At 38.1% G+C, this 25,865-nt stretch carries 23 protein-coding genes; 10 read left to right on the top strand and 13 right to left on the bottom strand.

Annotated elements, in window-relative coordinates; all coding sequences use genetic code 11:
• The first annotated feature begins 34 nt into the window (after nt 1-34).
• Entirely contained in the window at nt 35-877 is an 843-nt protein-coding gene (locus tag L2567_RS06130; protein WP_235296868.1) for a hypothetical protein, read from the top strand.
• Nucleotides 878-1,104: 227 nt separating this feature from the next.
• Entirely contained in the window at nt 1,105-2,385 is a 1,281-nt protein-coding gene (locus tag L2567_RS06135; RefSeq protein WP_235296869.1) for a bifunctional folylpolyglutamate synthase/dihydrofolate synthase, read from the top strand.
• Nucleotides 2,386-2,400: 15 nt separating this feature from the next.
• Here L2567_RS06135 and L2567_RS06140 read toward each other — a convergent pair whose 3' ends face one another.
• Genes L2567_RS06140 through L2567_RS06150 form a run of 3 tightly spaced genes read right to left on the bottom strand, consistent with a single transcriptional unit; the run spans nt 2,401 to nt 5,031 of the window.
• Nucleotides 2,401-3,369, bottom strand: coding sequence for a YihY/virulence factor BrkB family protein (locus L2567_RS06140; RefSeq protein ID WP_235296870.1), 969 nt, complete (start codon nt 3,367-3,369; stop codon nt 2,401-2,403).
• Nucleotides 3,359-3,772 (bottom strand): acyl-CoA thioesterase, encoded by a 414-nt coding sequence (locus L2567_RS06145; protein ID WP_235296871.1) that lies wholly within the window; start codon nt 3,770-3,772, stop codon nt 3,359-3,361. The genes L2567_RS06140 and L2567_RS06145 overlap by 11 nt, the downstream gene beginning before the upstream one ends.
• 5 nt (nt 3,773-3,777) lie before the next feature.
• Entirely contained in the window at nt 3,778-5,031 is a 1,254-nt protein-coding gene (locus L2567_RS06150) for an arginine deiminase (RefSeq protein ID WP_235296872.1), read from the bottom strand.
• 130 nt (nt 5,032-5,161) lie between these two features.
• On the opposite strand from L2567_RS06150, the gene L2567_RS06155 reads away from it, so the two are divergent.
• Together L2567_RS06155 and L2567_RS06160 are read left to right on the top strand one after the other, a co-directional pair.
• A complete protein-coding gene (locus tag L2567_RS06155; protein WP_235296873.1) occupies nt 5,162-5,800 on the top strand; it encodes a hypothetical protein in 639 nt (212 codons plus the stop codon).
• The gene (locus L2567_RS06160) at nt 5,797-6,819 is read left to right on the top strand and encodes a hypothetical protein (protein WP_235296874.1); all 1,023 of its coding nucleotides are present in this window, start codon (nt 5,797-5,799) and stop codon (nt 6,817-6,819) included. Before L2567_RS06155 ends, L2567_RS06160 begins: the two co-directional genes overlap by 4 nt.
• 251 nt (nt 6,820-7,070) lie before the next feature.
• Here the strand turns inward: L2567_RS06160 and L2567_RS06165 are convergent, their stop codons facing one another.
• The 4 genes from L2567_RS06165 to L2567_RS06180 all read right to left on the bottom strand — a co-directional run bounded on the left by L2567_RS06165 (nt 7,071) and on the right by L2567_RS06180 (nt 12,436).
• A complete protein-coding gene (locus tag L2567_RS06165) occupies nt 7,071-7,445 on the bottom strand; it encodes a DUF3276 family protein (RefSeq protein WP_235296875.1) in 375 nt (124 codons plus the stop codon).
• Between the two features lie 123 nt (nt 7,446-7,568).
• A complete protein-coding gene (locus L2567_RS06170; protein WP_235296876.1) occupies nt 7,569-9,356 on the bottom strand; it encodes an ABC transporter ATP-binding protein in 1,788 nt (595 codons plus the stop codon).
• A gap of 81 nt (nt 9,357-9,437) precedes the next feature.
• Complete coding sequence (locus L2567_RS06175; RefSeq protein ID WP_235296877.1) at nt 9,438-10,520, bottom strand: helix-hairpin-helix domain-containing protein; 1,083 nt, start codon at nt 10,518-10,520, stop codon at nt 9,438-9,440.
• Nucleotides 10,521-10,522: 2 nt separating this feature from the next.
• Nucleotides 10,523-12,436 (bottom strand): ComEC/Rec2 family competence protein, encoded by a 1,914-nt coding sequence (locus L2567_RS06180; protein ID WP_235296878.1) that lies wholly within the window; start codon nt 12,434-12,436, stop codon nt 10,523-10,525.
• Nucleotides 12,437-12,636: 200 nt separating this feature from the next.
• Between L2567_RS06180 and L2567_RS06185 the strand changes: the two genes are divergently transcribed.
• Together L2567_RS06185 and L2567_RS06190 are read left to right on the top strand one after the other, a co-directional pair.
• Nucleotides 12,637-13,266 carry an OmpA family protein gene (locus L2567_RS06185; protein WP_235296879.1) on the top strand — a complete coding sequence of 210 codons (630 nt, stop codon included), beginning with the start codon at nt 12,637-12,639 and terminating at the stop codon, nt 13,264-13,266.
• 14 nt (nt 13,267-13,280) lie between these two features.
• A complete protein-coding gene (locus tag L2567_RS06190) occupies nt 13,281-14,195 on the top strand; it encodes a helix-hairpin-helix domain-containing protein (RefSeq protein ID WP_235296880.1) in 915 nt (304 codons plus the stop codon).
• A gap of 85 nt (nt 14,196-14,280) precedes the next feature.
• On the opposite strand, the gene L2567_RS06195 is transcribed toward L2567_RS06190, so the two are convergent.
• Entirely contained in the window at nt 14,281-16,374 is a 2,094-nt protein-coding gene (locus L2567_RS06195; RefSeq protein WP_235296881.1) for a hypothetical protein, read from the bottom strand.
• A gap of 144 nt (nt 16,375-16,518) precedes the next feature.
• On the opposite strand from L2567_RS06195, the gene L2567_RS06200 reads away from it, so the two are divergent.
• The 3 genes from L2567_RS06200 to topA are packed head-to-tail and all read left to right on the top strand — an operon-like array spanning nt 16,519 to nt 20,937.
• The gene (locus tag L2567_RS06200; RefSeq protein WP_235296882.1) at nt 16,519-17,793 is read left to right on the top strand and encodes an asparagine synthetase B; all 1,275 of its coding nucleotides are present in this window, start codon (nt 16,519-16,521) and stop codon (nt 17,791-17,793) included.
• A 3-nt stretch (nt 17,794-17,796) separates the two neighbouring features.
• Entirely contained in the window at nt 17,797-18,306 is a 510-nt protein-coding gene (locus L2567_RS06205; RefSeq protein WP_235296883.1) for a DUF6794 domain-containing protein, read from the top strand.
• A 51-nt stretch (nt 18,307-18,357) separates the two neighbouring features.
• Nucleotides 18,358-20,937 carry a type I DNA topoisomerase gene (gene topA / locus L2567_RS06210; protein ID WP_235296884.1) on the top strand — a complete coding sequence of 860 codons (2,580 nt, stop codon included), beginning with the start codon at nt 18,358-18,360 and terminating at the stop codon, nt 20,935-20,937.
• A gap of 39 nt (nt 20,938-20,976) precedes the next feature.
• On the opposite strand, the gene lpxB is transcribed toward topA, so the two are convergent.
• From lpxB to L2567_RS06235, 5 genes are read right to left on the bottom strand one after another with little or no spacing between them, the layout of a single operon-like run.
• Nucleotides 20,977-22,068, bottom strand: coding sequence for a lipid-A-disaccharide synthase (lpxB, locus tag L2567_RS06215; protein WP_235296885.1), 1,092 nt, complete (start codon nt 22,066-22,068; stop codon nt 20,977-20,979).
• Entirely contained in the window at nt 22,061-22,369 is a 309-nt protein-coding gene (locus L2567_RS06220; protein ID WP_235296886.1) for a hypothetical protein, read from the bottom strand. The genes lpxB and L2567_RS06220 overlap by 8 nt, the downstream gene beginning before the upstream one ends.
• Nucleotides 22,369-23,142 carry a 5'/3'-nucleotidase SurE gene (gene surE / locus L2567_RS06225; RefSeq protein ID WP_235296887.1) on the bottom strand — a complete coding sequence of 258 codons (774 nt, stop codon included), beginning with the start codon at nt 23,140-23,142 and terminating at the stop codon, nt 22,369-22,371. The genes L2567_RS06220 and surE overlap by 1 nt, the downstream gene beginning before the upstream one ends.
• A 51-nt stretch (nt 23,143-23,193) precedes the next feature.
• Complete coding sequence (locus tag L2567_RS06230) at nt 23,194-23,997, bottom strand: phosphatidate cytidylyltransferase (protein WP_235296888.1); 804 nt, start codon at nt 23,995-23,997, stop codon at nt 23,194-23,196.
• The gene (locus L2567_RS06235) at nt 23,987-24,835 is read right to left on the bottom strand and encodes a CPBP family intramembrane glutamic endopeptidase (protein ID WP_235296889.1); all 849 of its coding nucleotides are present in this window, start codon (nt 24,833-24,835) and stop codon (nt 23,987-23,989) included. Before L2567_RS06235 ends, L2567_RS06230 begins: the two co-directional genes overlap by 11 nt.
• A gap of 43 nt (nt 24,836-24,878) precedes the next feature.
• On the opposite strand from L2567_RS06235, the gene L2567_RS06240 reads away from it, so the two are divergent.
• A complete protein-coding gene (locus tag L2567_RS06240) occupies nt 24,879-25,592 on the top strand; it encodes a pyridoxine 5'-phosphate synthase (protein WP_235296890.1) in 714 nt (237 codons plus the stop codon).
• Nucleotides 25,593-25,865: the final 273 nt, after the last annotated feature.

Here is a 25,865-nt window from a genome sequence, read left to right on the forward strand (position 1 = left end):
TGACTATACATTGTAGAACCCAAATTCTCGAATAATGGACATTAGTCTCAATTCTAAAGATGATAGAAGGGCAAAGATCGCAGCGTTTATTTTTGCATTGATATTGCTGTTTCTTATTCTTTACCCTTTCTGGTCTTACACTTTTCCTCCACCTGAAAAAGAAGGTATCCTGGTCGCTTTTGGAGAAGTAGAAGTTGTGGGTGGCAATGATGAAGAAGATAATCAACAAACAGAATCGAACGTAGTCGAAGATGGCGAAAAAGTTGAAAAAAAATCAGAACCATTGCCAGAGAATAAGCCGGCAGAGCCAAAGTCTCAAACAAAGAAAGAAGTAGTAGTCAGTGAGGTTGCTAAAGAAAAAGAAAGTGAAGTAGTGATCAATGAAAAAGTGACTGCAAAGAGTCCCTCTGCCGAGGATTTGAAAAAAGAAGAAGAAGCTAAGAGAGCCGCTGAAGAAGCCAGAAAAAAAGCTGAATACGAAAAGGCTAAAAAACAATTTGGAGATTTACTAGGCAAAGGTAAGGGAGATGGTTCATCAACAGGAAATGCCGGTGATCCTCAAGGTGACCCTAACACAGATGTATTAAAAGGTATGTCTAAGGGTAATGGAAGAATCGAGGGAGGGCTTGCCGACCGTGGTCTCATTTTCGAACCTCAAATCAACGAAAATTCGCAAAAGGCAGGCATTGTCGTTGTAAGGGTATGTGTGAATAATCAAGGTGAAGTAATCGAATCTAATTATACCCAGCGTGGGAGTACAACTACAGATTCTGATCTGGTTAGCGTGGCTATAGAAGGTGCTAAAAAGTATCGTTTTTCAAAAAGCCCTATCGAGAAGCAATGTGGCACCATTACTATTGAATTCAAGTTGAGATAAGATTGGAGTAATAATGAAAAGTTAGGGCAAAAAAAAAGCCGGAAGGGTACTCCGGCTGTGAATTCTTTTATCCTGCTTGTTCTCACGCAAATAAGGTAAAGAATTATGCTAAAAGGTGTTTAAATAATACAGGTTTTAAGTGTATAAAATGTTTCTTTCAATAGAATGACTCAAAGGTAATAATATTATATACTTGTAAAAACCTTTTAACACAAAATATTACAATTTTGAACCAGAACCTGCACTTTCGTCAAGTACTTGACTTTTTGTATGCCCAATTACCCATGTATCAGAGGCAAGGCAAGCAAGCTTTCAAGAAAGATCTCTCCAATATTTATGATTTAACGTCCATTTTGGGTAATCCACACCTTAAATTTAAATCCATTCATATTGCAGGAACCAATGGTAAGGGGTCAGTGTCTCATTTTTTGGCTTCAATCCTGCAGGAATATGGCCTCAAAGTAGGGTTATACACTTCTCCTCACTATAAGGATTTCAGAGAAAGAATTAAAATTAATGGTAAACTCATTCCTAAACAAGATATCATTGACTTTGTACAAAGAATACGTGAAAGCCTGGTCAGCATTCCTGCTTCTTTTTTTGAAATGACTGTTGCAATGGCGTTTGATTATTTTGCAAAGGAAAAGGTAGACGTAGCAGTAATAGAAACGGGCTTGGGAGGGAGGTTGGATTCAACCAATATCATCACCCCGCTTTTATCCATCATTACAAACATAAGTTTCGATCATGTAGACATGCTTGGAGATACTTTGGAAGCCATTGCAGGCGAGAAGGCTGGTATTATTAAATCTGGTGTACCAGTTGTGATAGGGGAGAAAAATGAAAAGACAAATATTGTATTTGATCAAAAGGCTTCAGAAATGAATGCTCCTATCTTTTTTGCAGAGGATTTATATCAAGTCAACAGCTCTGATAAACACGCGATTTGTTCTACAGATAATAATCCTATTGATATTTCTATTGAAAACGTCAGCCCATTTTTTACTAAAAATATCAAAACTGTATTGGGTGCAACGCATTTACTTGATCAGATTAAATTCATCAATTGGCACAAGTCAAATATTGAAAATGGTATCTCGAATGTGAAGGCAAATACCTATTACATAGGTAGATGGGAAGTTATTTCAGAACGACCCACTGTGATTGTTGATAGTGCCCACAATGAAGCCGGACTAAGCATGGCTTTAGCTAAACTGCAAGAATATCAATTTGAACGCCTTCATATCGTCTTAGGATTTGTCAATGATAAGTCAATTGACAGTATACTATCTTTATTTCCAAAGAATGCAAGGTATTACTTTGTAAAGGCTGATATTCCAAGGGGTTTGGATGCCAGGGAATTAAAAAGAATGGCCAAAGAAAAAAACTTAGAAGGAAAGAGCTATGTTTCCGTCAAAAATGGATTGCAAGCAGCTAAACGCCAGGCAAAGAAAGACGATTTGATTTTTGTGGGAGGTAGTATTTTTGTACTAGCAGAAGTGCTGTAAAAGAAGCAAGTTATGTTAGTTTTTAATTTCACCTTTTGAATTTCTAAATTTTGAGAAATCCTTATTCACAGCTATACTGGCATTGATTTCGTACCCAATCAGCAAGATCATGCAATTAAATTGAATCCATACCAAAACGATAATCAACCCTCCTATCGTCCCATAAATCTTGTTATAGGCTCCAAAATTATTGACGAAAGCAGCAAATGCTAAAGAAAGAATGACCGTGAAGATCGTTGCTGCGGTAGCCCCCGGACTAAAATAATTGAAACGCTTAATAGTGGGTGCTCCATAACGATACAGAGAACTTATTAGTGCATGCGAAGTGATTAATACCAGAATCCACCTTCCTATATTGAGCAAAATTCTGGAGGCTGCATCGATATTAAACAAATCGAATACGTAGTCCAAAATAACCTTTCCCAAAACCACTGTGGTCAATGATATTAATAAGAAAAATCCAAGGAGGAAGGTCAATTTCACTGCCGTCCATTGTCGATTCAGATATGATCTTTTTTTAAAAGTTTCGGTATAGCTCTTTTCGAAACCTTTCATCATTGCTGCCACCCCATTTGATGTAAAAAAGAGTGCCAAGACAAATCCTAATGTAAAAAGTCCTCCTCGAGGAATCGATACAACATCAGAAATAATCTGATTAATGTACGTGCTGGCTTCTGTAGGTAATAGGCTTTCTATCGAACTTTGGATGGTCGCCATGTAATCTGCGGTGACTGGAAATAGTGGTAGTAAAGTGAAGAAGAAGATGATGGCTGGAAATAATGCCAGGAAAAAGCTGAACGCCATTGAATTGGCTCGGGTGTTGATGTCATCCTGCTGCGATTCTTTAATTACAAATCTGGTGATGTCATAGACAGGAATGCCTTCGAAACCGTAGAAACTAGTCTTCTTCGTCCAAATGAGGAGCCGACGAATGAATGTTAGTTTAGAAAGATAGCCCCATATGTCGAATTCTTTAAGATTCAAAATAAGGTTTTAATTTTTCAATGATGATTTCAGGAGTATCAATTCTCCGGGAATCACTTCGCTCTAAAAAAAACAGTCTAACGATACCACTGTTCAAAATTTTACGTGATTCATCGTAGATTTCTGTCCGGAAAACGATTTTTTCCAATGGTAGTTTTGCAATAGTGGTTTCCAGTGTCAACATATCATCATACCTGGCTGGTCTGATAAACCGTGTTTCCATAGATAATACTGGCATCAGAATATTGTGCTTAGATTCTAATTCTGCATAGTTCAAACCAAGATTACGCATAGCCTCCACTCTTCCGATCTCGTAATATCTTGCGTAGTTACCATAATAAACATATCCCATTTGATCTGTTTCAGCATACCTGACTCTTACCTGGGTTGTATGTGTATACATGATTTTTACTTTCTGGATATAGGGCAGGTCATACAATGTGATCCTCCACGCGCCCTTGATAGTTCATTGGATGGAATATGGATAATGGTTTTACTAATTTTATCCACTTTAACCGCTCCACTTTTGATATTTTGTAGGAGATCGTATGCTTTGATGATATTGTATCCAGCTTTTTTAAATGCGTGATCAGTGACTGTGTTTCTATCATAAGTGATGGCTACTCCGGATTTGAGAGCGACAAGATTACAACCATCTGTCCACTGCTCTCTTTCCTGATATGGACTTCTACCGTCGCCGGCAAAGATGAATTTGATATCCGGATTTATTTCAGCTTCGAAAAAACGCTTCACAGAAGAGTATTCTGCGACGTCACCATTGGATTTATGAACAAAAACATTGGAACTGTTTCCATCATAAACAATCGGTTTGTACGCTACAATTTCGTCTTCACTAATCATCGTGAATAAGGTGTCAATATGCATATACGAACGGTCATCCGGAATATTGATGATCACCACATTCTTCACCACATTTTTCTTAAATAGAGTATCTTTTAAAAGATGTACGCCATGCATGGACGTCCTTTCCGAGCATCCAATAAGCAGATAATCTTTGTTGATAATCATGACATCTCCTCCTTCAAGAGAAACATGTTGACCCTGCCTTGAAGGGGGGAAGAGATTTAAGTCATTGAGGTTGATAATTTGGTCCTTATCCCTCAATGTCCTGAAAATCGGATGTCTCCAGAATATAAATCTGGTGAGCACATTTTCGCGGTGACGTGCTGCTTTTGAAGCTTTTGTGATGACCACGTGGTCATTGACCACTACTGCTATATCTCTCGTGAAAATGAAGTTAGGTATGGGATCGAATAATATGAAGTCTTCATTTTTTAAATATCCAGTGATTAGAACTTCTGAAAGTTCTGGAATTTCAAGTGCTTTCATTTTTTCGCCGAACGAGTCAGGCAATTCCTCATAATCCTGCACTCTATCAATGATCAAATTTTTATTGTCCGGATGATCCTTAATGGTTTCTGTAAGTAGATCGGTAATCTCAAGTACATTTTTAGGTCCAACGAATGCTTTAAGTATATCAGTAAGCACATCATGCTCAGCTTGCATCTTAGGCAGAAAGACAATATCATCAAACAACAATTCCTCCGCTCGTTTCGGACTAACCCTTGAAATTCCTGAATCGGGTCTATGTATTATTACCTTCTCAAGTTTGCCAATTTCTGAACTCACTGAAAGACTCATAACTTGTATTGTAATTTCTCCTTTGAACTATTTTTTATATTTACCCTTAATTGTGAACTATGAGGTAGACTGCAAAGTTATTTATATAATTGAAACGTATTCTCATTCTTAACACATATTTTGTATGTCAATGTTTAAAAGGCTTAAGTCCGTATTTATTGTTGAAGACGAGGATTATGTTCCCACTGAGATAGCTGAGGATGAAAGCAAGGAGAAAAAGGAAGCCAATATCCCTGTAAATGAGAATGCAAAAGCTTCAGATAAATTTGTAAATAGCTTGCTTAGGGCAATTGAATCCAATAATTTAGAAGGATTTGACTATTTGGAATACAAGCAATCACTTAAATCGTTGTCCTCCATGGATATGGATGAGTCAACCCGGTTTAATTCTGCTTTTGCTATGGCTAAAACTATGGGTGCTGACAAAAAAGCATTGATGGATTCAGCAATGCATTATCTAAAAGTTTTAGAGAATGAAAAAGGCAAATTTAATGATGCCTATGAAAAGCAACAGCAAAAACAAGTCATTGCTAGACAGGATAAATTGACTGCACTCGAGTCCAGTATTTCTAAAAAAGAAGCACAAATTAAGAAGTTACAAGAAGAAATAAAGCAGTCTAAAAAAGAGTTAGAAATACGGAAAAATGAAATTAGTGAAGCATCCGAAAAGGTAGCTAGGACAAGGGATCAATTTTATGCATCTTTTTCCAAAGTGGCTGATCAGATTACAGCAGATGTTGACCGAATGAAAAAATACTTGAATTCATGACCGAAGAATATAAAAAGAAATCATTTTGGAAAAGGCCTGAGGGTAAAACAGGTATTTTCTTCATCGTTGCCTTATTGATTGGTGGTGGAATACTTGCTTCTGCATTCATAAGTGCATTGATATCCTTTGTGACTTCCACAGTTGGGATGATCATTACTCTGTTGGCCCTGGGTGTGATTATTTTTACAGCGATAGATCCTAAAGCTAGAGGCCTTGTAGGTTATATGTATAAGAGTGTGATGAGATGGATTACTGGACTTTTTATTCAAATTGATCCTATCGGTATTCTCAAAAATTACGTTGAGGATCTGAGGGACAACCTTAAGAAAATGAACCGTCAAATCACTCAACTGAGAGGGCAGATGCACAAGTTGAAGGAAATGATCATCAACAATAAAAAGGAGATAGATAATAATCTGAGTTTAGCCAGCAAGGCAAGAGATAACAATAACAATGCTGTAATGGTGTTGAAGAGTCGAAAAGCGGGTAGGTTGAAAGAGTCAACGATGAGATTAGAGGACCTTTACAAGAAAATGGAGGTTTTGTATCGGGTTCTTGGAAAGATGTATGAGAACTCTCAGATAATGAAAGAGGATATAGAAGATCAGGTGGAAGTCAAAGAGCAGGAGCGTAAGGCGATTTTGGCCAGTAATTCAGCGATGAAATCCGCCATGAATATTATAAGTGGGAATAAAGATAAACGGGAAATGTTTGACAGAGCCCTAGAGGCCGTGGCAGATGATGTCAGCCAGAAAGTAGGTGAAATGGAGCAATTCATGGAGGTTTCACAAGGATTTATGCAATCTCTGGATCTAAAGAATGGAATATTTGAAGAAGAGGGCTTGAAAATGTTAGAGAAATGGGAAAATGAAGGTATGTCTATTTTGCTAGGAGATGATAAAGCAAAATTGCTGGTCCAGGCCAATAATGATGAAGATGTATTGGATTTAGGAGCACCCATTGCTAAACCTGAAATGGCCACAAATCGAAAGAACCAATACGATAACTTCTTCGAATAAGTAAGGCCGGAAAATCCATTATTTAAGGCAATTTTGATAGGTGCTATGTGCAACCTACTAAGCATCGTTATACTACCTTAATCAAAATTTTCATGTGGTCAATGTTAAGTATTTAAAATTTACCTGCTAGAGCATATTTACAACTTTTTCTGAAAACCATCATTTACGAGAATCGGGAACAAATGGTCATATAAATAAAAAAACCGATGACAAAATTAATGGCCATCGGTCAGTATATATCTTTAAGTAAATTACCAGCTCATATCCTCTTCAGAACTTTCACTGGACTTTTTCTCTCCTTCACTTTCGTCTCCATCCTCTTCTGCAATTTTAGCCTCCCATTCTTCTTGCCTCCGTGTATATTCCTCATAATCATAATCTGGCATTAACTCAGTTTTGATATGATTGATCACTTCGTCCAGACTTTGCTGAAAACGGTCAAAATCTTCTTTGTATAGAAAAATTTTGTGCCGATCATATCCATCACCGTTGTAGCGCTTGGTACTTTCAGTGAGTGTGACATAATAGTCATCACCTTTAGTCTTTCTGACATCAAAAAAATAGGTCCTTCTTTTTCCGGCCTTCACTTTCGATGAGTATACACTTTCAAACTTATTATCCTCCACAATCTTCTATTTTAATTGACAATTTGGCTACTAGTGATTTTTCGTATTTTGTATGATCACTACTATTACAAATGTAAATAATATTTGAAAATACTCAAATAATTGTAATTCTAATTGGTATTCCTAAGAAATCTCCTTTTCCTCCAGCTGTTGTTGCTCCAGGATGTCATAGTAGTAGCCTTGTAGGTCAATCAACTCCTTGTGTTTTCCACGTTCCACTATTTGGCCTTCGTCTAGAACAATGATTTGATCAAAATCTATTAAGCTTTGGATACGATGAGTAATAATGATTGCTGTTTTTGCAGACAATTCATTTTTCAGATATGAAAGAATTTTCTGTTCTGTTTTGGTATCAACAGCAGATAAACAATCATCCAGGATGACGATATCTGGTTTTTTGATCAATGCCCGTGCGATAGAGATTCTTTGTTTTTGGCCACCGGATAAGGTAACTCCACGCTCACCTACAAGTGCATCGTATCCATTGGGCAATTCTTTGATCTCCTTATTGATCGATGCATATTCAGCATACTTTTCAATTTCCTCTCGATGATATTCATCTATTCCAAATCCAATATTATTTTCAATCGTATCTGAAAATAAGAACAGGTCCTGCGGTACATAAGCGATATCCTGACGGAGAGCATCCAAATTGATGTCCTTGATGTCTTGACCATCAATAGTGATTTTGCCACCAGTCACATCATACATCCTCAGAATTAGTTCTGCTATTGACGTCTTTCCCGAAGCAGTTCTACCTATTATGGCTATTTTTTCTCCTTTTCCAATGGTCAGGTTAATGTTGGATAAGGCTTGTATTCCGGTATCTGGATATACGAAATCGACATTTTCAAACTTAATTTCACTGGTAAGTTGAAATGGCTGATCCGTACTGCTGGTTATCGTTGGTGTCGTATCTAAAAATTCATTGATGCGTTCTTGACTTGCAGATGCTTGCTGAATAATGGAAGCAATCCAACCAATTGAAGTCACTGGCCACGTGAGCATATTGACATAAATTACAAATTCAGCAATATTTCCAGGAGTAATATTTCCTTTTACGACTTCAAGACCACCTACATAAATCGTGATGATGGTACTAATGCTGATCAGTAAAAGCATTAAAGGAAAGAAGAGTGCATTTACTCTTGCCAATTCAAGAGATTTATTTTTATAATTATTGGATTCGTAGAGAAAGTACTTGGCGAACTTACCTTCTTGCACGTAGGATTTAATGATTCTAATACCAGAATAGACCTCCTGGGAAATGCTGGTTAGAAAGCCTAATTGTTTTTGGATTACAGAGCTTTTGCTGTGGATAATACTACTGACGATATAAATCGATAGAGATAGAAAGGGTAGGGGTAACAAAGTCCATAATGTAAGTGTAGTACTCACTCGAAACATAGAAACGATAACGATGGCAAAGAGTGAAACAAGATTGATTCCGTAAAGGATGGCCGGGCCTAGATACATTCTGACTTTTGATACATCTTCCGTAATTCGCGACATCAAGTCGCCAGTTTTATTCTTCTTATAAAAAGCAGTATCTAATCCTTGATAGTGATTAAAAATGAGTTTTCTCATGTCGTACTCGATTAAACGAGACATTACAATGATGGTTTGACGCATAAAGTACATGAAAACACCCATTATAGCGGCAAAAAGCAATACAAGGCCTCCGAATAGAATGAGATTAGTACTGATAAAAGTGTAAAAATTTTCCTGGAGCTCAAAGCCAGTGTACAACTTATATTGTTGTATGTTTTCAAATACGAAATCCAGTGCTTCTCTAATGGTCACGGGCATCAATACCCTAAAGTAATTAGAGAGAGATACAAAAATAATCCCTAGTAAAAACCTCCACTTGTACTTTAGAAAATATTGGTTTAAGAAACTGAGCTCCTTCAAATTACTGCATTGATTATATAATTCTTACTTCACCAAATTCAAAGGTAAAAGAAAATAACAGCAAATAAACATTCTTGTTTTCTAATATGTCAGATATGGTCCAATTTTATCAATCCAATTCTGATCTATTATCTTTATTTTCAATAAGTCCGCGCTGGAAGCGAAATGACCATGTTGCTTTCTGTAATTGACCACCGCTTTAGCAAATCTAAAATTACAATAAGAATGTCGTCCAAGATCTTCAATAGTGCACGTATTGACATTGATCATTTTTACAGGATTAATAATGATAAATCGCTTGTCGTTTTTCTTAAGTACTTCCACATCAATTCCATAGACTTCATAGAGCTGTTGTGGAGAATGAAAGCCTCCCAGGTTTTCTCTAAATTTAATGATTCTCTCAGACAGGACAGGACCTATGCCTGAAATTTTTGCAAAGTCAAGCGCTGAGGCTTGGTTAATAGATATGGTTTCTAAATTTCTGGAAGGTGACTTTAATGATACTTGTTCCCTGCCTTTTTTATCAGAAATTGTAAATTTTAAATGACTTGAAATTCGATCTATAACATCGGCTTCCAGGCCATAAATCTTTTGAAGCTCGATCTTAGATTTGAATTGGCCACCAGCTTGCGTATACTTGAGCCAATTATTTGCTGCTCTTTCAGGAACACCAATACGTCGAAGTATGGCAAGATCAGGTTGATTAGGATCTATGGATATGTCGCTTATTTCTTCTGTTGAATCCTGCTCCATTTCCAATTTTATGGATTCCACTTGTAGTTTTGACTCATTTGATTCTGTTTCTTCATTCGAGTAAAGAACTTTATGTCTCCTCTCCAGCGATGAATGCTTTGCCTCCAGTTCTATATCCTCATTTCTTTCTCTGATATTGGCATCCGAAAATTGTAAATTACTAGATTCTTTGTCGTACTCTCGATTACCTGATTCTTCAGAATGTCTTTCAAAAAAAGTTTTCAACTCCATGCCTTCATCCGATGGTTCAATTCTATATTCTTCAGATTCAGGCGAGGCCTCCCATTGTTTTAAGATGAAGATGTAAGCTTCATCTATAAAGCTTGAACATAGTAACACAATGATTACAAATACAAGTGATTTCCTTTCTTTTTTTCTAAAGTAGAGTAGGGGGAGCAATTGATTTTTCATTTTTAAAAATTTTGTTTAAATGCGCCTTTTGACAAAATGTTATAGTAATTAATATTGATATACCTGGATTTTAAATGTCGTGGTATGATGATCTTTTTGCAGTGACTGACATCGCTACTTTTGATATTAGGACTTCCCAGAATACAGATATCTATTGGTTGGGGATTTGAAATCGGGAGATCCTTATCAATCAGTGCCCAAGTCAGGTTATTCATTTGATATATGCTATTGTTTGCAAGCTTGGATGCTTTAAATACTTTGCTGTCCTTTAAAGAGTAGGGAGTATAATCTGGATCGCTGCTCATTCTGAAGATTTGACCTTGTACGTTTAGATCTACAATGACTTCCTTGGGATCGTCATAAATGATGATCGAGTGGTTCACATATTCTTTAATTTTAAGTGAGGATGATATAAGAATTAAGGGAATGAATGCGGAGTACATCATACTATACTTCCTTGTATTTAGTTGTAATAGGTGATAAATAATGAGTACGCCTAAGGTCCAGCCTATGATTTGCAAATAATGTATCTGTAAATCAATGATGAGTGCAAATGGGAGTTTGCTTACTGCAGTCAAAATTGAAAAATAAAATTCAATGAAGCTTTCAAGTAACGCCCCTAGGAATTGATCTAAGAAACCAGTCAGGTCTGACATGAGCAATATGATTGCCCCCCACATGATCGCTACTACAAAAGGGATACTAATCAGACTTGTAAACAAAAAATAAGTGGGAAGTTGCTTGAAGTAAAAGATGGTTAACGGAAGTACGAAAATTTGAACCGATACATTCAATGAGGTCAGCTGCCAAATTTTTCTCAACCAAATTTGATCCGGGACATACAACCTTTGGATAGGATTGTAAAACGAAAGAATACTGAGCATCGCCGCAAAACTCAGTTGAAAGCTTACTTGATAAATCAGATTTGGATTGATCGCCAAAAGTATGATCGCAGCAAAAAAGATAGAATTTAAGCTCTTCACATTTCTACTGGAAATTTTACCGATTATAAAAACTGTGAACATAAAACCCGCTCTTAAAGCTGGAATTTGCAAACCAGTCAAAATGATATAAAACCAAATACCGAAAATGATGACAAGGCTTCTTATGGAGTTGATTCTTAACCAACCAAACACCCAACTCAGGATAAGGTAGATAATACCGACGTGCATTCCTGAAATGGCTAGAAGATGAGCAAGTCCGTTATCGGTAAACAATTGCTTTGATTCTTTACTTAAGCCTTCTTTTTGACCTAAAAAAATGGCAGTCACAAGGTCAGCTATTCTTTCGTTGTCAAATGAAGTGTAAAATACATCAGATGCTAAACCGCTTACATCGTATATAAGCTTCCTAATCCCTTTTCCAGCATCAATCAATTCGGGTTCTTCTTTTAAATAAATCTGATGATAAAAACCTTTTTGGTGCAGGAAAGTACCATAGTCAAAATAGCCTGGGTTATGATAGCTTTCAATTTTTACAAATTGAGCAGGAATTTCATAGGTGCTAAAAGTTTGCAATGCTATGGTCGCAGGTGTGTAAATGATGATTTTTCCCGAAACACTGTGCTCTTCATATTTGCGGTTAACTTTTAATACCCTGGCTTCACTTTTATATCCCTTTTTAGTTGGCAATGTTTTTTGAATAATCAAGGTCAAATTGTCACCTTCATAAAAAGAAAAATGAGTGAGTTTTTCCCACTTCAAGGAGAATTGCTGGATCCCAAGACCTGAAAGAAAAAAAAGTGCCAACAATAAATAGGATTTGATATATCCAGAAGCCAAAATCGAATTTACGATCAGCAAAATGACAAATGAGACTCCAATGAGCAACAGGCCAGCATACCAAAAATTACCTGTTACTATTCCTATAATGAATAATATTAATGGCAAAAGCAAGGGCATTTTTTTGTAGCTCATTTTACTTGATTGGGCTTCAAGTGTATTAGTGTAAGATTTTTACTTTCCGTTACTGATTTCGCCGAAAAAAATTCTAAAATTTATGAGCACCGGAGACAATGGGTTTTGAATGGCATCTATTATGTAAAATTTAATATGGAATTAGCAAGAATATCATTATATTTAAAAGGCATATTGGCATTTTACTAAAACTAACTTACATGAGATACTTATCTGTTATTTTATGGATTCTTCTTGGTTTTCTCTACTATTGGATTTGGGCAAATAATGCGGGCTCCTGCTGTAACGCAGATGGTTTAACTTCCAATCAGCAAGTTTTACCCCTGGACGGAAGTGCTCTGGATGCTGATTCGATCACTAGCGGATCGGAACTTGAAGCCCGCCAATCCAATGAAGCAGAATCGAGAGCCCGTGCTGACGCCGAGGCTGAACGTGCAATCGCTGAAGCAGAAGAAACCAAAGAAGTCACATCAGTAGCGTCATCGGATGAATCCGGAATCACCAAGCTTACTTTTTACTTTCCTTATGGTTCTAATAATTCTACATACTCTGCCACCACGGAAGCTGACCTACGCAAGTTGGTAGAAAATGCACAGTCCTCTGGTAAAAAGATCGTAGTTAGCGGACACACGGATAGTGAAAGTTCTGCTGCATTCAATATGCAACTAGGACAAAGAAGGGCAGAACGAGTTAGATCAAAAATCCTGTCAATGGGCATATCTGGTGATCAGGTTGTAGCGGAAAGTTATGGCGAAACCAGACCGATAGCCAGCAATGAAACGGAAGAGGGAAAACAGAAAAACCGACGTGTTGAAATCATTATACAATAAACAAAACGAAACTTATGACTTACTTGGCATTTAATTTTTGCAATTTGGATTGGTGGCTGGTACTCTTATCCTGGCTCTTGCCTTTTCTACTTGGATTATTGTTGGGCTATGCCATTTGGGCAAGGTATAAGAAAATGAAGGAAAATCTTGAAGAGGAAGTTAAGAAGTTAAAATCCAAAATCTCAGAACTGGAGGCTGAATTGGCTGATTGTAGACATCACCATACAGAATTGGACAGCGAAATTGCCATGCTTAAAGGTCAATTAAGAGAAAGGGATCTCCAGGTATCTACATTGGAATCAAGTCTGGCAGCAGCCAATAAAAAAGGAGGATCGAAGGAAGCTGTTGGTGTCGTAGGAGCAGCAGCTGGACTGACATCGTCAGGTCAAGGTAAAGTCGATGATTTAAAAAAGATAGAGGGCATAGGTCCTAAAATCGAAAAATTGCTGAATGAAGAAAACATCCATTCTTATGATGATCTGGCGACTGCTAAAGTGAAAAAGCTAAGAAAGATACTGGATGCCGCAGGTCCAAAATATCAGATAACAAAACCGGACACATGGCCTGAACAAGCTGCATTGGCAAGAGATGGAAATTGGGATGAACTTGAGAAACTACAAAATGTCTTAGTGGGTGGTGTCAGACCAGGAGATCAAAAGGGGAGCGCAGCTGCTTCAGACGATCTAAAAATAGTAGAAGGAATCGGCCCGAAAATCGAAGCATTATTAAATGAAGAAAGCATCTGGACATTTGCAGAATTAGCAAAAACGGACGTGAGCAGGCTCAAAGAAATTCTTGATGGAGCTGGACCTCGCTACCGTATTTCCACGCCAGATACATGGCCAGAGCAAGCAGCATTAGCCAGAGATGGTAAATGGGATGCTCTGGACGAATTACAAAATAATATTAAAGGTGGTAGAAAAACCTGATGAGCCAATCATGTTAAAAACTACATCTACAATTGGGCTCGATTGCTTAAACAGTCGGGCCCGTTTTTAAATTAGGAACTAATATTTAGTAACTGCCAAAGTACCTTCTCATGAACCACTCGACTGCAAGTAGGCCAAATATTAGAAAAAAAATCCACTTGTTATCCATGAACTTATTGGTCCTGGAACTGGCATAAATAACAGGCTTAATCTGATTGTTACCCTTAATCTTTGCAGCTAATGATTCCATATCATCCATCATAACAAGCTCACCTCCATATTTGTCCGAAAGTGATCTTAGAAGTCCATGTCTGGCAGTAAGATCAAAAGATTCTAACTGAATACTTTCTACACTAAATCTGCCAGTCTGCTCTTGCTTTCTACCATTATGATCGGTGCTGGCGGTAAAACGATAACTCCCTGCTGGAAATTGGCCTGCATCGAGATAATAGTAATTGTTTCTACGTGAAAATACGAAATCATACTTATTGCCACTCGCATCAAAAATGGATAGATTGACATCCGGCTCATTAATTTTTTCATAGCTATCATTATACAACTCTGCCGTAATGATAATTTCTTCATTTTCTTTAAAGATGTTCTGAGCAGGATTGACGCGGAATTTACGCTTGTCTTCTTTCAGGGTCAAATACTGAAGAGATTTATTTACGAGTTCAGTGATTTCGTCGTAGTGGCCCTTCTGTAAATAATTAAACAGTCTCCACTTCCATATACCTTCACCTGAAATCACAGCCGTTCTCGTACCGCCCTGATCATTAAAAGCTAACAAAGGATATTCAGTTTCTACTTTTCCGATCTTTTGATTAAGCAGGACATTTGAATTAGGAGCAACGGTATAATTTCCAAAGGGTGAAATCAGTGGAGGGTAATTAATGATTTCATTCGACAAGGGATCAGAGACCACGAAGGATCTGAAACCTGATTTTAGAGTGGCCTGTACTTCATTTAATGAATTACTGTTTCCTTGAATGCTGATGACGTTTTGAATCGTGTTAAACCTGGACTGAGAAGTTTGACTTCCGAGGACATAAAGTTTTGCCGCGTTTTTTATGTTGGGCTTAGCCATAATTGCCGACAGATCAAAAGTATTGCTGGGTAGATTATGAAATATGACAAGGTCATAGGGTTCTGTGCCAATGTTGGCTGTGGAAGCATATTCTACTTCTATTTCATAATTTTTATTGGACTCAATGATCTGTTTGAAAGCAGAAACATCCGGATGTGGAGCGTTAGCAACCAGAAGAATTTTTTGTCGAGCATCCAAAACTTCAATAAAGATATCTTTACGGTTATTTCTTGTGGTGATTTCACCTTCAATATTGGATAATGTTGCCACATACCTTATCACACCGCTGGTATTGGCTTCGATAATAAGTTCTTCAGTCGTAAAAAAATCGTTAGAATTGATTCTGATTGTTCGATTTTCAATCGTTTCGGTTCTGCCTCCTTCGTCATATCTGGACACTCTTAAATTAGTCGCTTGCCCAGCTGAATTTACAGCTTCAATATCCAATTGTACAGAAAAACGGTCCCCTAGAAATACAATATTATTATTTAGTGCTCTTTTCAGAATTAAATCCTTCTTTTCAGTAGTATCACCTAATGCGATGGGAAATAAAGGAGCGGTAATATTATTGTCAAGATAAAGCGGATTTTTACCTTCATTATAAATTCCATCTGTTGCTAAGATTATGGCACCCACATTCTGATTGATGTATAATTCATCGATTTCAGAGAATACCTTTTCAAGATTGGTACTTTTTAAATTATTGGAATCGGGTAGGGTGGTGCTCATTTGATTACTGAAATAGTAACGATCAACCTGGAAATCACTTTGTAGATTTTCTTCTAAGGAGGAAAGCGCACTGCCTACATTATCTGAAGTTTCCAGTTCTTGTACTGATGTTGATTCATCAGAAGCTATAATGATGATCGGATTTTTAGTTTCTTCAAAAATGGATTTCAACATGGGTACCAAAAGCAAGAAACTCAATAAAAACACCGCGCCAAACCTGAAAAATCCAAGTAAATAAGGTAGCCAGTTTTTATGTTCCGCAAATTTTCTGTCTCTATAATATAGTGCTAAGGCGAATGCTAATCCGAGCAATAAACACAGCACGACGTAGATCGGAGGATACTGAAAAGTGAAATTTGACAAATCTTATGGATTAATGATGGCAAATATGTGAATTACAAATCTATAACACTTTAATATTGTTAAGTATTTTGAAAAACGGCGTTTTCTGCAATTCATTTTAGTGCTTTTGCGTTTTCGTCATAGATTTACTGCATATTTATATATATGAAAAAAGGAATAATACTTGGGTTTTTAATGTTTTTATGTGCTCAGGCATGGGCTTCGTTCATTCTCATACCCATGGAACATGAAACTCAGCGAAATCATCTGAAAGCTTATGGCATCACTTATTGGATCCTGGATGCAGGTGGGGAGGCCTATTGGCTTCTTAACTACAGAGGAGGCAGTTTTGCATTTGCACATTCATCCAGGGCAGAAAAAGAATTGTTGACTAGAGGTGTCAGTTACGAAGTCATCAGCGATAGTCAGTTTGGTAAAATCAGAAGTGATATTGGTGATCCGGAGGTGAATCAAGAGGTCATCAAGTTAGAGAAAGCTCCTAAAATCGCTGTATACACCCCTGATTTCAATAGTCGGGGAGAAAAAATACAACCTTGGGATGATGCAGTGACGTTGGTATTGACTTATGCGGAAATACCTTATGAAACAATTTACGATAGAGATGTGCTTGAAAATAAACTTGCAGAATACGATTGGCTTCACTTACACCATGAAGATTTTACAGGCCAATATGGTAAGTTTTATGCTTCTCAGCATACTCAAAAGTGGTACAGGGAAAATCAAAGAAAGATGGAAGAATTGGCAGGTTCTCTCGGTTTTGCCAAGGTTTCGCAATTAAAACTTTCAGTGGCTAAGAAAATTAAAGAATATATTGAAGGTGGTGGATTTATGTTCGCCATGTGTTCAGCTACAGATACGTACGATATTGCTTTAGCAGCGGAGGGTGTAGATATTGTTGGCAATGTATATGATGGTGATGGCATGGATCCCAATGCGCAATCTAAATTAGACTACAGTAAAACACTGGCCTTTAAAGATTTCCGATTGGTCATGAATCCAATGGAGTATGAACATTCATCCATTGACCACAAAAAAAGAAAAGTGACTCCTAAAACTGATTATATTACCTTATTTGATTTCTCAGCAAAATATGATCACATTCCGGCCATGTTGACGCAGAACCATACCACAACTGTAAAAGGATTTATGGGACAGGCAACGGCATTTAGTAAAGCATATGTGAAATCTGACGTTCTTATTTTAGGGGATAATAAAGCTGATAATGAAGCCAGATACATCCATGGCACTCATGGATATGGGACCTGGACTTTTTACGGGGGCCATGATCCTGAAGACTACCGGCATTATGTAGGTGATCCTGAGACCGACCTGAATTTACATCCTAATTCACCCGGATACCGCTTGATATTAAATAACATTCTTTTTCCGGCAGCGAAGAAGAAAAAGCGTAAGACATAATAAATGAAGTATATTTTCATCTCCTTGTTCTTTTTTGTTGTAGGTCAATCTTACACTCAGGACCCAGTCCATGACGAAAAATCTTTCGAAGAGAGATATGAACGCAACATTAAGAAGTCAAGGATAAATGGAGTTTACATTCCAAAGGATCTGGATGAGGCCATGTCTGAGCTACTTGCTCTTTCCTCTAAAGAGGCTTTAGAGAAATTTAAAAACGGTGAAGAAGTCGTGGTGGCTAAGAAATTGCATTTTGGTTTAGGCCGGTGGATGATATACAACTGGAACTTTTACGAAGGCTCGAGGTTTTCACACTTCTTAAGCCAAAAAGGAATAACACACCCAGACGACCAGGCCCAACTGGTTATTGTGAGTTTGCATAGAAAACTAAATGGAAGGGATTTAGATGTTGAAGGTCAGATTCAAACCTTCATAAAGGCTCGTGAAGAGGAGAGGAATACTCAATTGAAAGTGCTGAAGCAGGAGACGAGGATCAGGCCTAATGAGAAAGGTTGACTTGCGACGTATTAGTATTTTCTTACATTTGCAAACTAAATCATTCAATGCATGGCAAAGAATTTATTGATCGTTGAGTCACCAGCGAAGGCTAAAACAATAGAGAAATATCTTGGAAAAGACTTCAAAGTGAAATCGAGTTTCGGTCACATCAGAGATCTTGATAAAGGATCAAAGGGTGTAGATATTGAAAATGACTTCGAGCCTAGCTATGTCGTTTCACCTGAAAAAAGGAAGGTCGTTAAAGATCTTAAAGATTGGGTAAGCAAGGTCGATGAGGTTTGGTTAGCAACGGATGAGGATCGAGAGGGGGAGGCCATTTCATGGCACCTTTGTAAAGAGTTAGGTTTAGATGAAATGAAAACCAAGAGAATTGTTTTCAGAGAGATCACCAAACCAGCCATTCAATCTGCCATTGAGAAACCAAGGAAGGTGGATATTAACCTTGTCAATGCCCAACAAGCCAGAAGAATTTTAGATCGTCTGGTAGGTTTTGAACTTTCAGAAACGCTCTGGAGAAAAGTGAAAGGCAAGCTTTCAGCAGGCCGAGTCCAGTCTGTAGCTGTGAAATTGATCGTCGAGAAAGAGAGGGAAATAAGAGACCATGTGAGTGAAAATTACTATAAAGTAGTAGCGGTTTTCGAGGTGGATAGCGGCAAGGGTGGCAAAGCTGAGTTAAAAGCAGATCTGAAAAACCGGATCCCCGAATTGAAAGAGGCAGAAGCCTTTCTTGAAAAATCAAAAGGTTCTAAGTATTCCATTACAAGCATTGACATAAAGCCCACTCAAAGAAAGCCGGCTCCACCATTTACAACATCTACTTTACAGCAGGAAGCCAGTAGAAAGTTAGGCTTTAGTGTAAACAGAACCATGTCTGCTGCACAGAAACTTTACGAGCAGGGTTTGATCACCTACATGCGAACGGATTCTAACAATTTGAGTGATATCGCTCTACAAAGCATTGAAGAACAAATAGTGAAGGAGTATGGTAAAGAGTACTCCACTCCCCGTAAATACAAGTCAAAAAATAGCAGTGCTCAGGAAGCACACGAAGCGATTAGACCTACATATATTGAGAATCAAGGTGTAGGAAATGACAGGGATCAGCAGAGGCTCTACGAGTTAATTTGGAAAAGAACTATTGCTTCACAAATGTCGAATGCCAAGATTGAAAAAACAGAAGTGAAAATAGCCAGTTCGAAGGTAGCTGACGCTGATTTCAGAGCGAGCGGAGAAGTCTTAAAATTCGAAGGTTTTCTAAAAGTCTACATTGAATCCAATGATGATGATGAAGAAGAAGAAGCCAAAGGCATGTTGCCACCGCTCCATAAGGGGCAACAACTTGACTTAAAAGAGCTACAGGCTACTGAAAGATTTACCAGGCCGCCGGCAAGATATACAGAAGCAAGTCTGGTGAAAAAATTGGAAGAACTTGGCATCGGCCGCCCTTCAACATATGCCCCTACGATCACAAAAATCATGGAGAAGGATCGTGGTTATGTGACCAAGGAGAGTAGAGAAGGGGAGGAGCGCAAATACCAATACCTGACTTTAGCGCAAGATCAAATTAAGAAGGAAGAAAAAACCGAAATTACGGGAAGTACTTCTAATAGATTATATTCCACCGATATTGGAATGGTGGTCACAGATTTCCTGGAAGAGCACTTCGGAGGAATTTTAGAATATGGTTTTACAGCAGATATCGAGGAAGAATTCGATGTGATTGCTGAGGGTGGAAAAGAATGGAAAGAGATGCTGCGAAACTTCTACAATCCATTTCACGATAAAGTAGAAGAAACCATCGCAAATGCAGATCGTGCAAAAGGGAAACGAGAATTGGGTAAAGATCCAAAAACAGGACATACTGTTTTGGTTCAAATTACCAGATATGGGCCAGTGGTGCAGATCGGCACCAGAGAAGAGGTAGGAGAAGATGGTAAACCTCAATTTGCCAATCTGAAGCCCGGACAGTCCATGGAGACCATCAGCTATGAAGATGCGATGGAACTTTTTAAGTTGCCTAGAGTACTTGGAGAATATAAGGGGGAGGAGCTTTCCGTTAATTCAGGAAGGTATGGGCCATACGTGAAATACGGTGAGAAGAAGTTTGTTTCATTGCCTAAGGGCGGTGATCCACTGGAGATAACCAAAGAGGAAGCATTAGAATTGGTGAAACAAAAGGAAAAAGAGGATGCGCCTATCGGTACTTATAAAGGGGTAGACATCACGAAAGGTCGAGGAAGATTTGGACCATTTCTTAAATATGGCTCTCTGTATGTCAATGTTCCGAAGCGCTACGACTTTGACAATATATCCATTGAAGATGCACACGACTTGATTGCTAAAAAAATCGAGAAAGAAGCCAATCGCTATATTCAGCAGTGGCCAGATGAGAAGATCTCCATTGAAAATGCGAGGTGGGGACCTGTTGTGAAGTTCGGTCGAAAATTTGTCAAAATTCCAAAGAAGGGAGATGATAAATTGACGGCGGAAGACTTGAAAGAAGTTAGCCTGGAAGAGGTGAAGAAATGGATTGAGGCGGAGTTACCAGGTTCCTTTAAAGATAAGAAGAAAGCGACCACCAAAAAGAAACCCGCCGCTAAAAAGAAAGCTACGTCTAAGAAGAAGTAATGGATTGGTGTTTTAAACGCCTTGGTAATGTCTTCTTAATTACTCCAAATCTTCTAAGATGAAAGAAGCCGTTCTTTTCGAAGCACCGGGTTTTCCTAGTTTTTTATGCAATTCCTGATAGTCACTTAGCATTTGACTATTATCTCGAATGAGTTTTGTTAACGCATACTTTAATTTATCGATTGTTAATTCATTTTGTATCAGTTCGGGCACTGCCGGTTTGTCTAGAATTAGATTGACCAGGGAGATATACTTAGTTTGAATCACTCGTTTGCCAATTTCATAAGAAAGCATAGAAGTTTTGTAAGCTACAATCTGGGGTGTATGAAATAAAGCCGTCTCCAGGGTTGCTGTTCCGGAAGTTACCAGAGCTGCGGATGCCTTGTCTAATAGTTCGTAAGTCGTTCTTTTTGAAAAGGTAAAATTTTGGCCTGCTTTTGATGTTAAGTCGCGATAAAAAGACAATTCGAAATGCGGCATGACCGAAACTTCAAACTGAAGTTGAGGCATTTCTTTTGATAAGGAGGCGAAGATTGGAAGCATTTTCTCAATTTCTTGCCTGCGGCTTCCCGGGAGCACTGCAATCAGTCCTTTTGTTTTTGATTGTAGCGATTTTTCTTGATTGACCGAATCTAAAAGGGGATTGCCGACATAAGTAGCTTCATATCCAAACTTGCGATAAAAATCCTCTTCAAATGGAAAGATCACAAATATTCGATCCATCCACTTTGCCAATTTATGAATTCTGCTGCTTTTCCACGCCCAAACTTTGGGTGATATATAATAGTAGAATTTAGTATGCACCAGCATTTTTCGGAGCCTGGAAGCAATCCTTAGGTTGAATCCCGGAAAATCAATAAAAACGATGGCATCAGGTGCAAAATCTTCTATGAGTTGTGCTGTTTTGGTGAGATTGCGAAGAATCTTATTAAGATTGGAAAAGACTTCAAGAAAGCCCATATAGGAAAAGGCTTCGTAGTTTCGAAGGACTTCAGCACCAGCTGCTGCCATTTTTTTACCACCGTAAGCGGCGATTTTGATTTTCTTGTTTGTAGCAAGCATAGCTGAAACGAGATGAGATCCATGTAAGTCTCCGGACGCTTCTCCTGCTATAAGAAAGATCTTATGCACCGAATAATATTTCTCTGTACATGAATATCCAAATGGCAATGTAAATAACTGTAGGTATGAGCAATCCTCTCATGGTTTCATCAAATCGCTTTTTGCGATAGATTTCAAATGGTACGATATTCGTACAGATTCCAAGCAAACCCAGTGTTCTGGTTCTACGCGCAGCACTTCCAGCCGTCACTTCATCCATAATTCCAGCGGACTCCATGGCTTCAAAAAGCATCATGAACAAAGCATACCCTACGATTGGGACACAAATGCCAATGATTAATCCAAGCAGTATATGGTTCTTATTCAACATCACTTGATTTTTTCAAAGTTGCTCAATTTCGGAATGGCTTCATGGCGAGTCAGATCGTGGTCTGAAGGAACTACAGAGACATAATTATTTTCAAGGGCATGAAGATCTGTCTCCTCTTCGTGTTTCTTTTGAACAAACTCACCAGTTAGCCAATAATATTTTTGCCCCCGAGGGTCTTCGCCTTCCTGAAATTTTTCAATCCAGTTACCATCGGCTTGTCTGCATACTTTTATCCCTTTGATGTCCTTAAGTGGAACCGACGGAATGTTGACATTGAGCAGGTTACATTCCTTTAATCCATTTCGAAGCGCTTCTTGTGCGATTCTTCGAGCAAAATGAGCGGAAGCCGTAAAATCTGCACTAAATGAAAAGTCTAGCAGTGAAAAACCTATAGAGTCGATTCCTTCTATGCTAGCTTCCATGGCTGCAGACATGGTTCCGGAATAAATGATATTGATAGATGCATTAGATCCATGATTGATGCCCGAAACACAAAGGTCTATTTTTCTATCTTTAAGGATTACATTTTTTGCGAGCTTCACGCAATCTACCGGAGTACCTGTGCATTCATAAGCTTCAACCCCCTTGAAAATATCTGTTTTCTTTAACCTTATTGGTTGAGTTAAAGTTATGGCGTGACCCTGTCCTGACTGAGGACTATCAGGAGCCACTACGACTACCTCACCCAGTAATTGCATTTCATTGACCAGGGCTTTAATCCCCGGAGCAGTTATTCCGTCATCATTGGTAACCAGAATTAATTTCTTCTCCATCTTTTTGTATCCAAATTCACAAGTGTTTCTACTGCCAAGATTGACATGAAACTAAAATACCTCAAATATGACCATTAGTAAGCATACAAATGGAATCACAAAGATAAAACTATCAAATCTATCCAGGAAGCCACCATGACCAGGTAAAAAAGACCCTGAATCTTTTACTTTAAAATGTCTTTTAAGATAACTTTCAAAAAGATCACCGATTCCTCCCAATAGCCAAACGATGAAGCCTAGAAAGACATAAAATAACAATGGGAATTCACCAAAAACATACTTTAATCCGACAGCAACCAGAATGGTCATAATACCAGCTCCTAGAAATCCTTCCCAGGTTTTCCCGGGAGATATTTTGTAATAGAGCTTATTTTTGCCGATGGCTGAGCCTACAATATAAGCGAAGGTGTCACTAGACCAGATTAACAGAATAACGCAGAGGACCAGTTCCCATTGAAATGGTGGTTTCAATAAGACCACTCTCAACAGATACAAAGGCACTCCAATGTAGAAAAATGCAGTAAGGGGAGAAAATTTCTCTAAAAAATTGGCGCCTCGGTTTCTAATCATCAGAGTGGTGAAAAGAAGCATCAAGATGCAACTCAGGACAATAGATATCATCAGTCCCATTTGCTTCATCGGAAAATACATGGATAAAACGTAGGGAAGAAAGCCAGCGATCATCGTAAACATCATTGCTGGTGCCTGAACATTTCTTCTCAGCATTCTGGCCAATTCAAAAGATGCAAACAGTGATATTAAGCCAAACAGCATGATACAACTGACCTCTCCGCCATAGATGGAGGCTAGAACGATGACTCCGAAAATAATTCCTGTAATGATCCTAGGCTTCATGCTTTCTATATCTGGTGTAAATATAATAGCCGACCAAAATTCCTAAAATGGCAGATACCATCCCTACAGACCAATGCAATTCAGGTGTATCGCTTGGATCGATGGACGCCAGATCCTCATTTATGAAGTACAGACTGGCAATCGGAGCAGCATTATTTAAAAAATGGAGTAGGATCGGAACCCACAGGCTTCTGGTAAATAAAAATGAGTAACCCAACAAAGCCCCAAGCAGTAATCTGGGAAGAAAGCCCTGGAATTGTAAATGAAAGAGACTGAAAGCTGCCGCGGATATCCACACAGCCCAATGGGCATTTTTAATAGATCGTTCCAGGAAGTCCATAATCAGTCCACGGAATAATAACTCTTCGCCGATGGCTGGTATCAATGCAATTAAAATGATGTTAAAGACAAATAAGCCAAGGCTATCCATGGTTAGAATTTTTTCCAATGTAGCAGCAGTGGATTGTTCCTGACCGATCATCCATTCGGCCAGAGGGATATATGAATTGACCGTATAACTATAAGTCACCGCCGGGTAGGAGACCACACAGAAAAGCACACATAAAAGAAATAAATTGAGACTTACGGTTTGATCCAGTCTGGTGATTTTCCATTTATCATCCTTATAGTTTAAATATATAAAGAGTAAGCATGGTAAGATAAAGGTTAGCAGATGACCAGTAAGGAGGATTGTCCTTAAGGTATTGGCGCTTAGTCCATTTAGATTGGCATTTTCGATTTCATGCCCTGAAGCCATCATAATGCCCAGAGAAGCAAGTTGGGCCAGTATGATACCACCAGCCAATAATACGAGGAGTCTTAAAAATGCACCGAGCATACGAAGGAAAAAAGTAATTTTGCATTGCAAATGTAAAAGAACTATGACAAGATTAAGTGTCAATATCAATAAAGTTGCTCTTCTGAGAAATTCAAGAGAAGGCAACTTTCCGGATTTATATCAATTTGCTCGAGATTGCGAGGAATTTGGAGCTCAAGGAATTACTGTTCATCCAAGGCCTGATGAAAGACATATCAGATATGAAGATGTATATATTCTGAAAGACATTGTAAAGACAGAATACAATATAGAAGGCTATCCATCCCAAAAATTCATGGATCTTGTAACTTCTGTACGTCCGGATCAATGTACCTTAGTTCCGGATCCACCCGGCGTTTTAACTTCCAATACCGGATGGGATACTAAAGAACATTTGACTTTTCTGCAAGAAATAGTAAAAACCTTGCAGTCATATGACATTAGGGTCAGTTTATTCTTAAATGCTGATGTTTCGATGGTGGAAAGCACCATTGAGACGGGTGCTGATCGTATAGAACTTTATACTGGAAAGTATGCTCAGCAGTTTGAGCAAGACAAAAATAAGGCGATTAAAGCTCATGCTGAGACAGCTAAATTGGCCATTCAAGGTGGTCTGGGAGTCAATGCGGGTCATGATTTAAATCTTTCTAATCTGTCTTTTTATAAAAATGGGATAGCTCAATTGAAAGAAGTGTCTATAGGGCATGCATTAATTGCTGACGCCTTGTACTACGGCATCAAAAATACCATTCATATGTATTTGCGTGAATTGAGTTGATAGGGAATTTATCATGGCGGCATGGTAGTTTTAATGCTTGAATGTAGATTTTAGTGCCTATTCACATATTTAAAGATCGATCGTTATATAAATGATATCGAGTTGAAGAAAAGAGTGAATTCAGACAAAAAATTAAAAAAGGCAATAATGACGAAAGGAATAGATTGTGTTGTGGAACTTTGAAGATTGTGATGAAAGTTTGGGCATAACAATATTGTCACATTTTTGTTCTAAAACCTTTTACATTATTATGTTAATATTTTGTAAAGTTTC

This window comes from Portibacter marinus (assembly GCF_021533195.1).
GTDB classification, from domain to species: Bacteria; Bacteroidota; Bacteroidia; order Chitinophagales; family Saprospiraceae; genus Portibacter; species Portibacter marinus.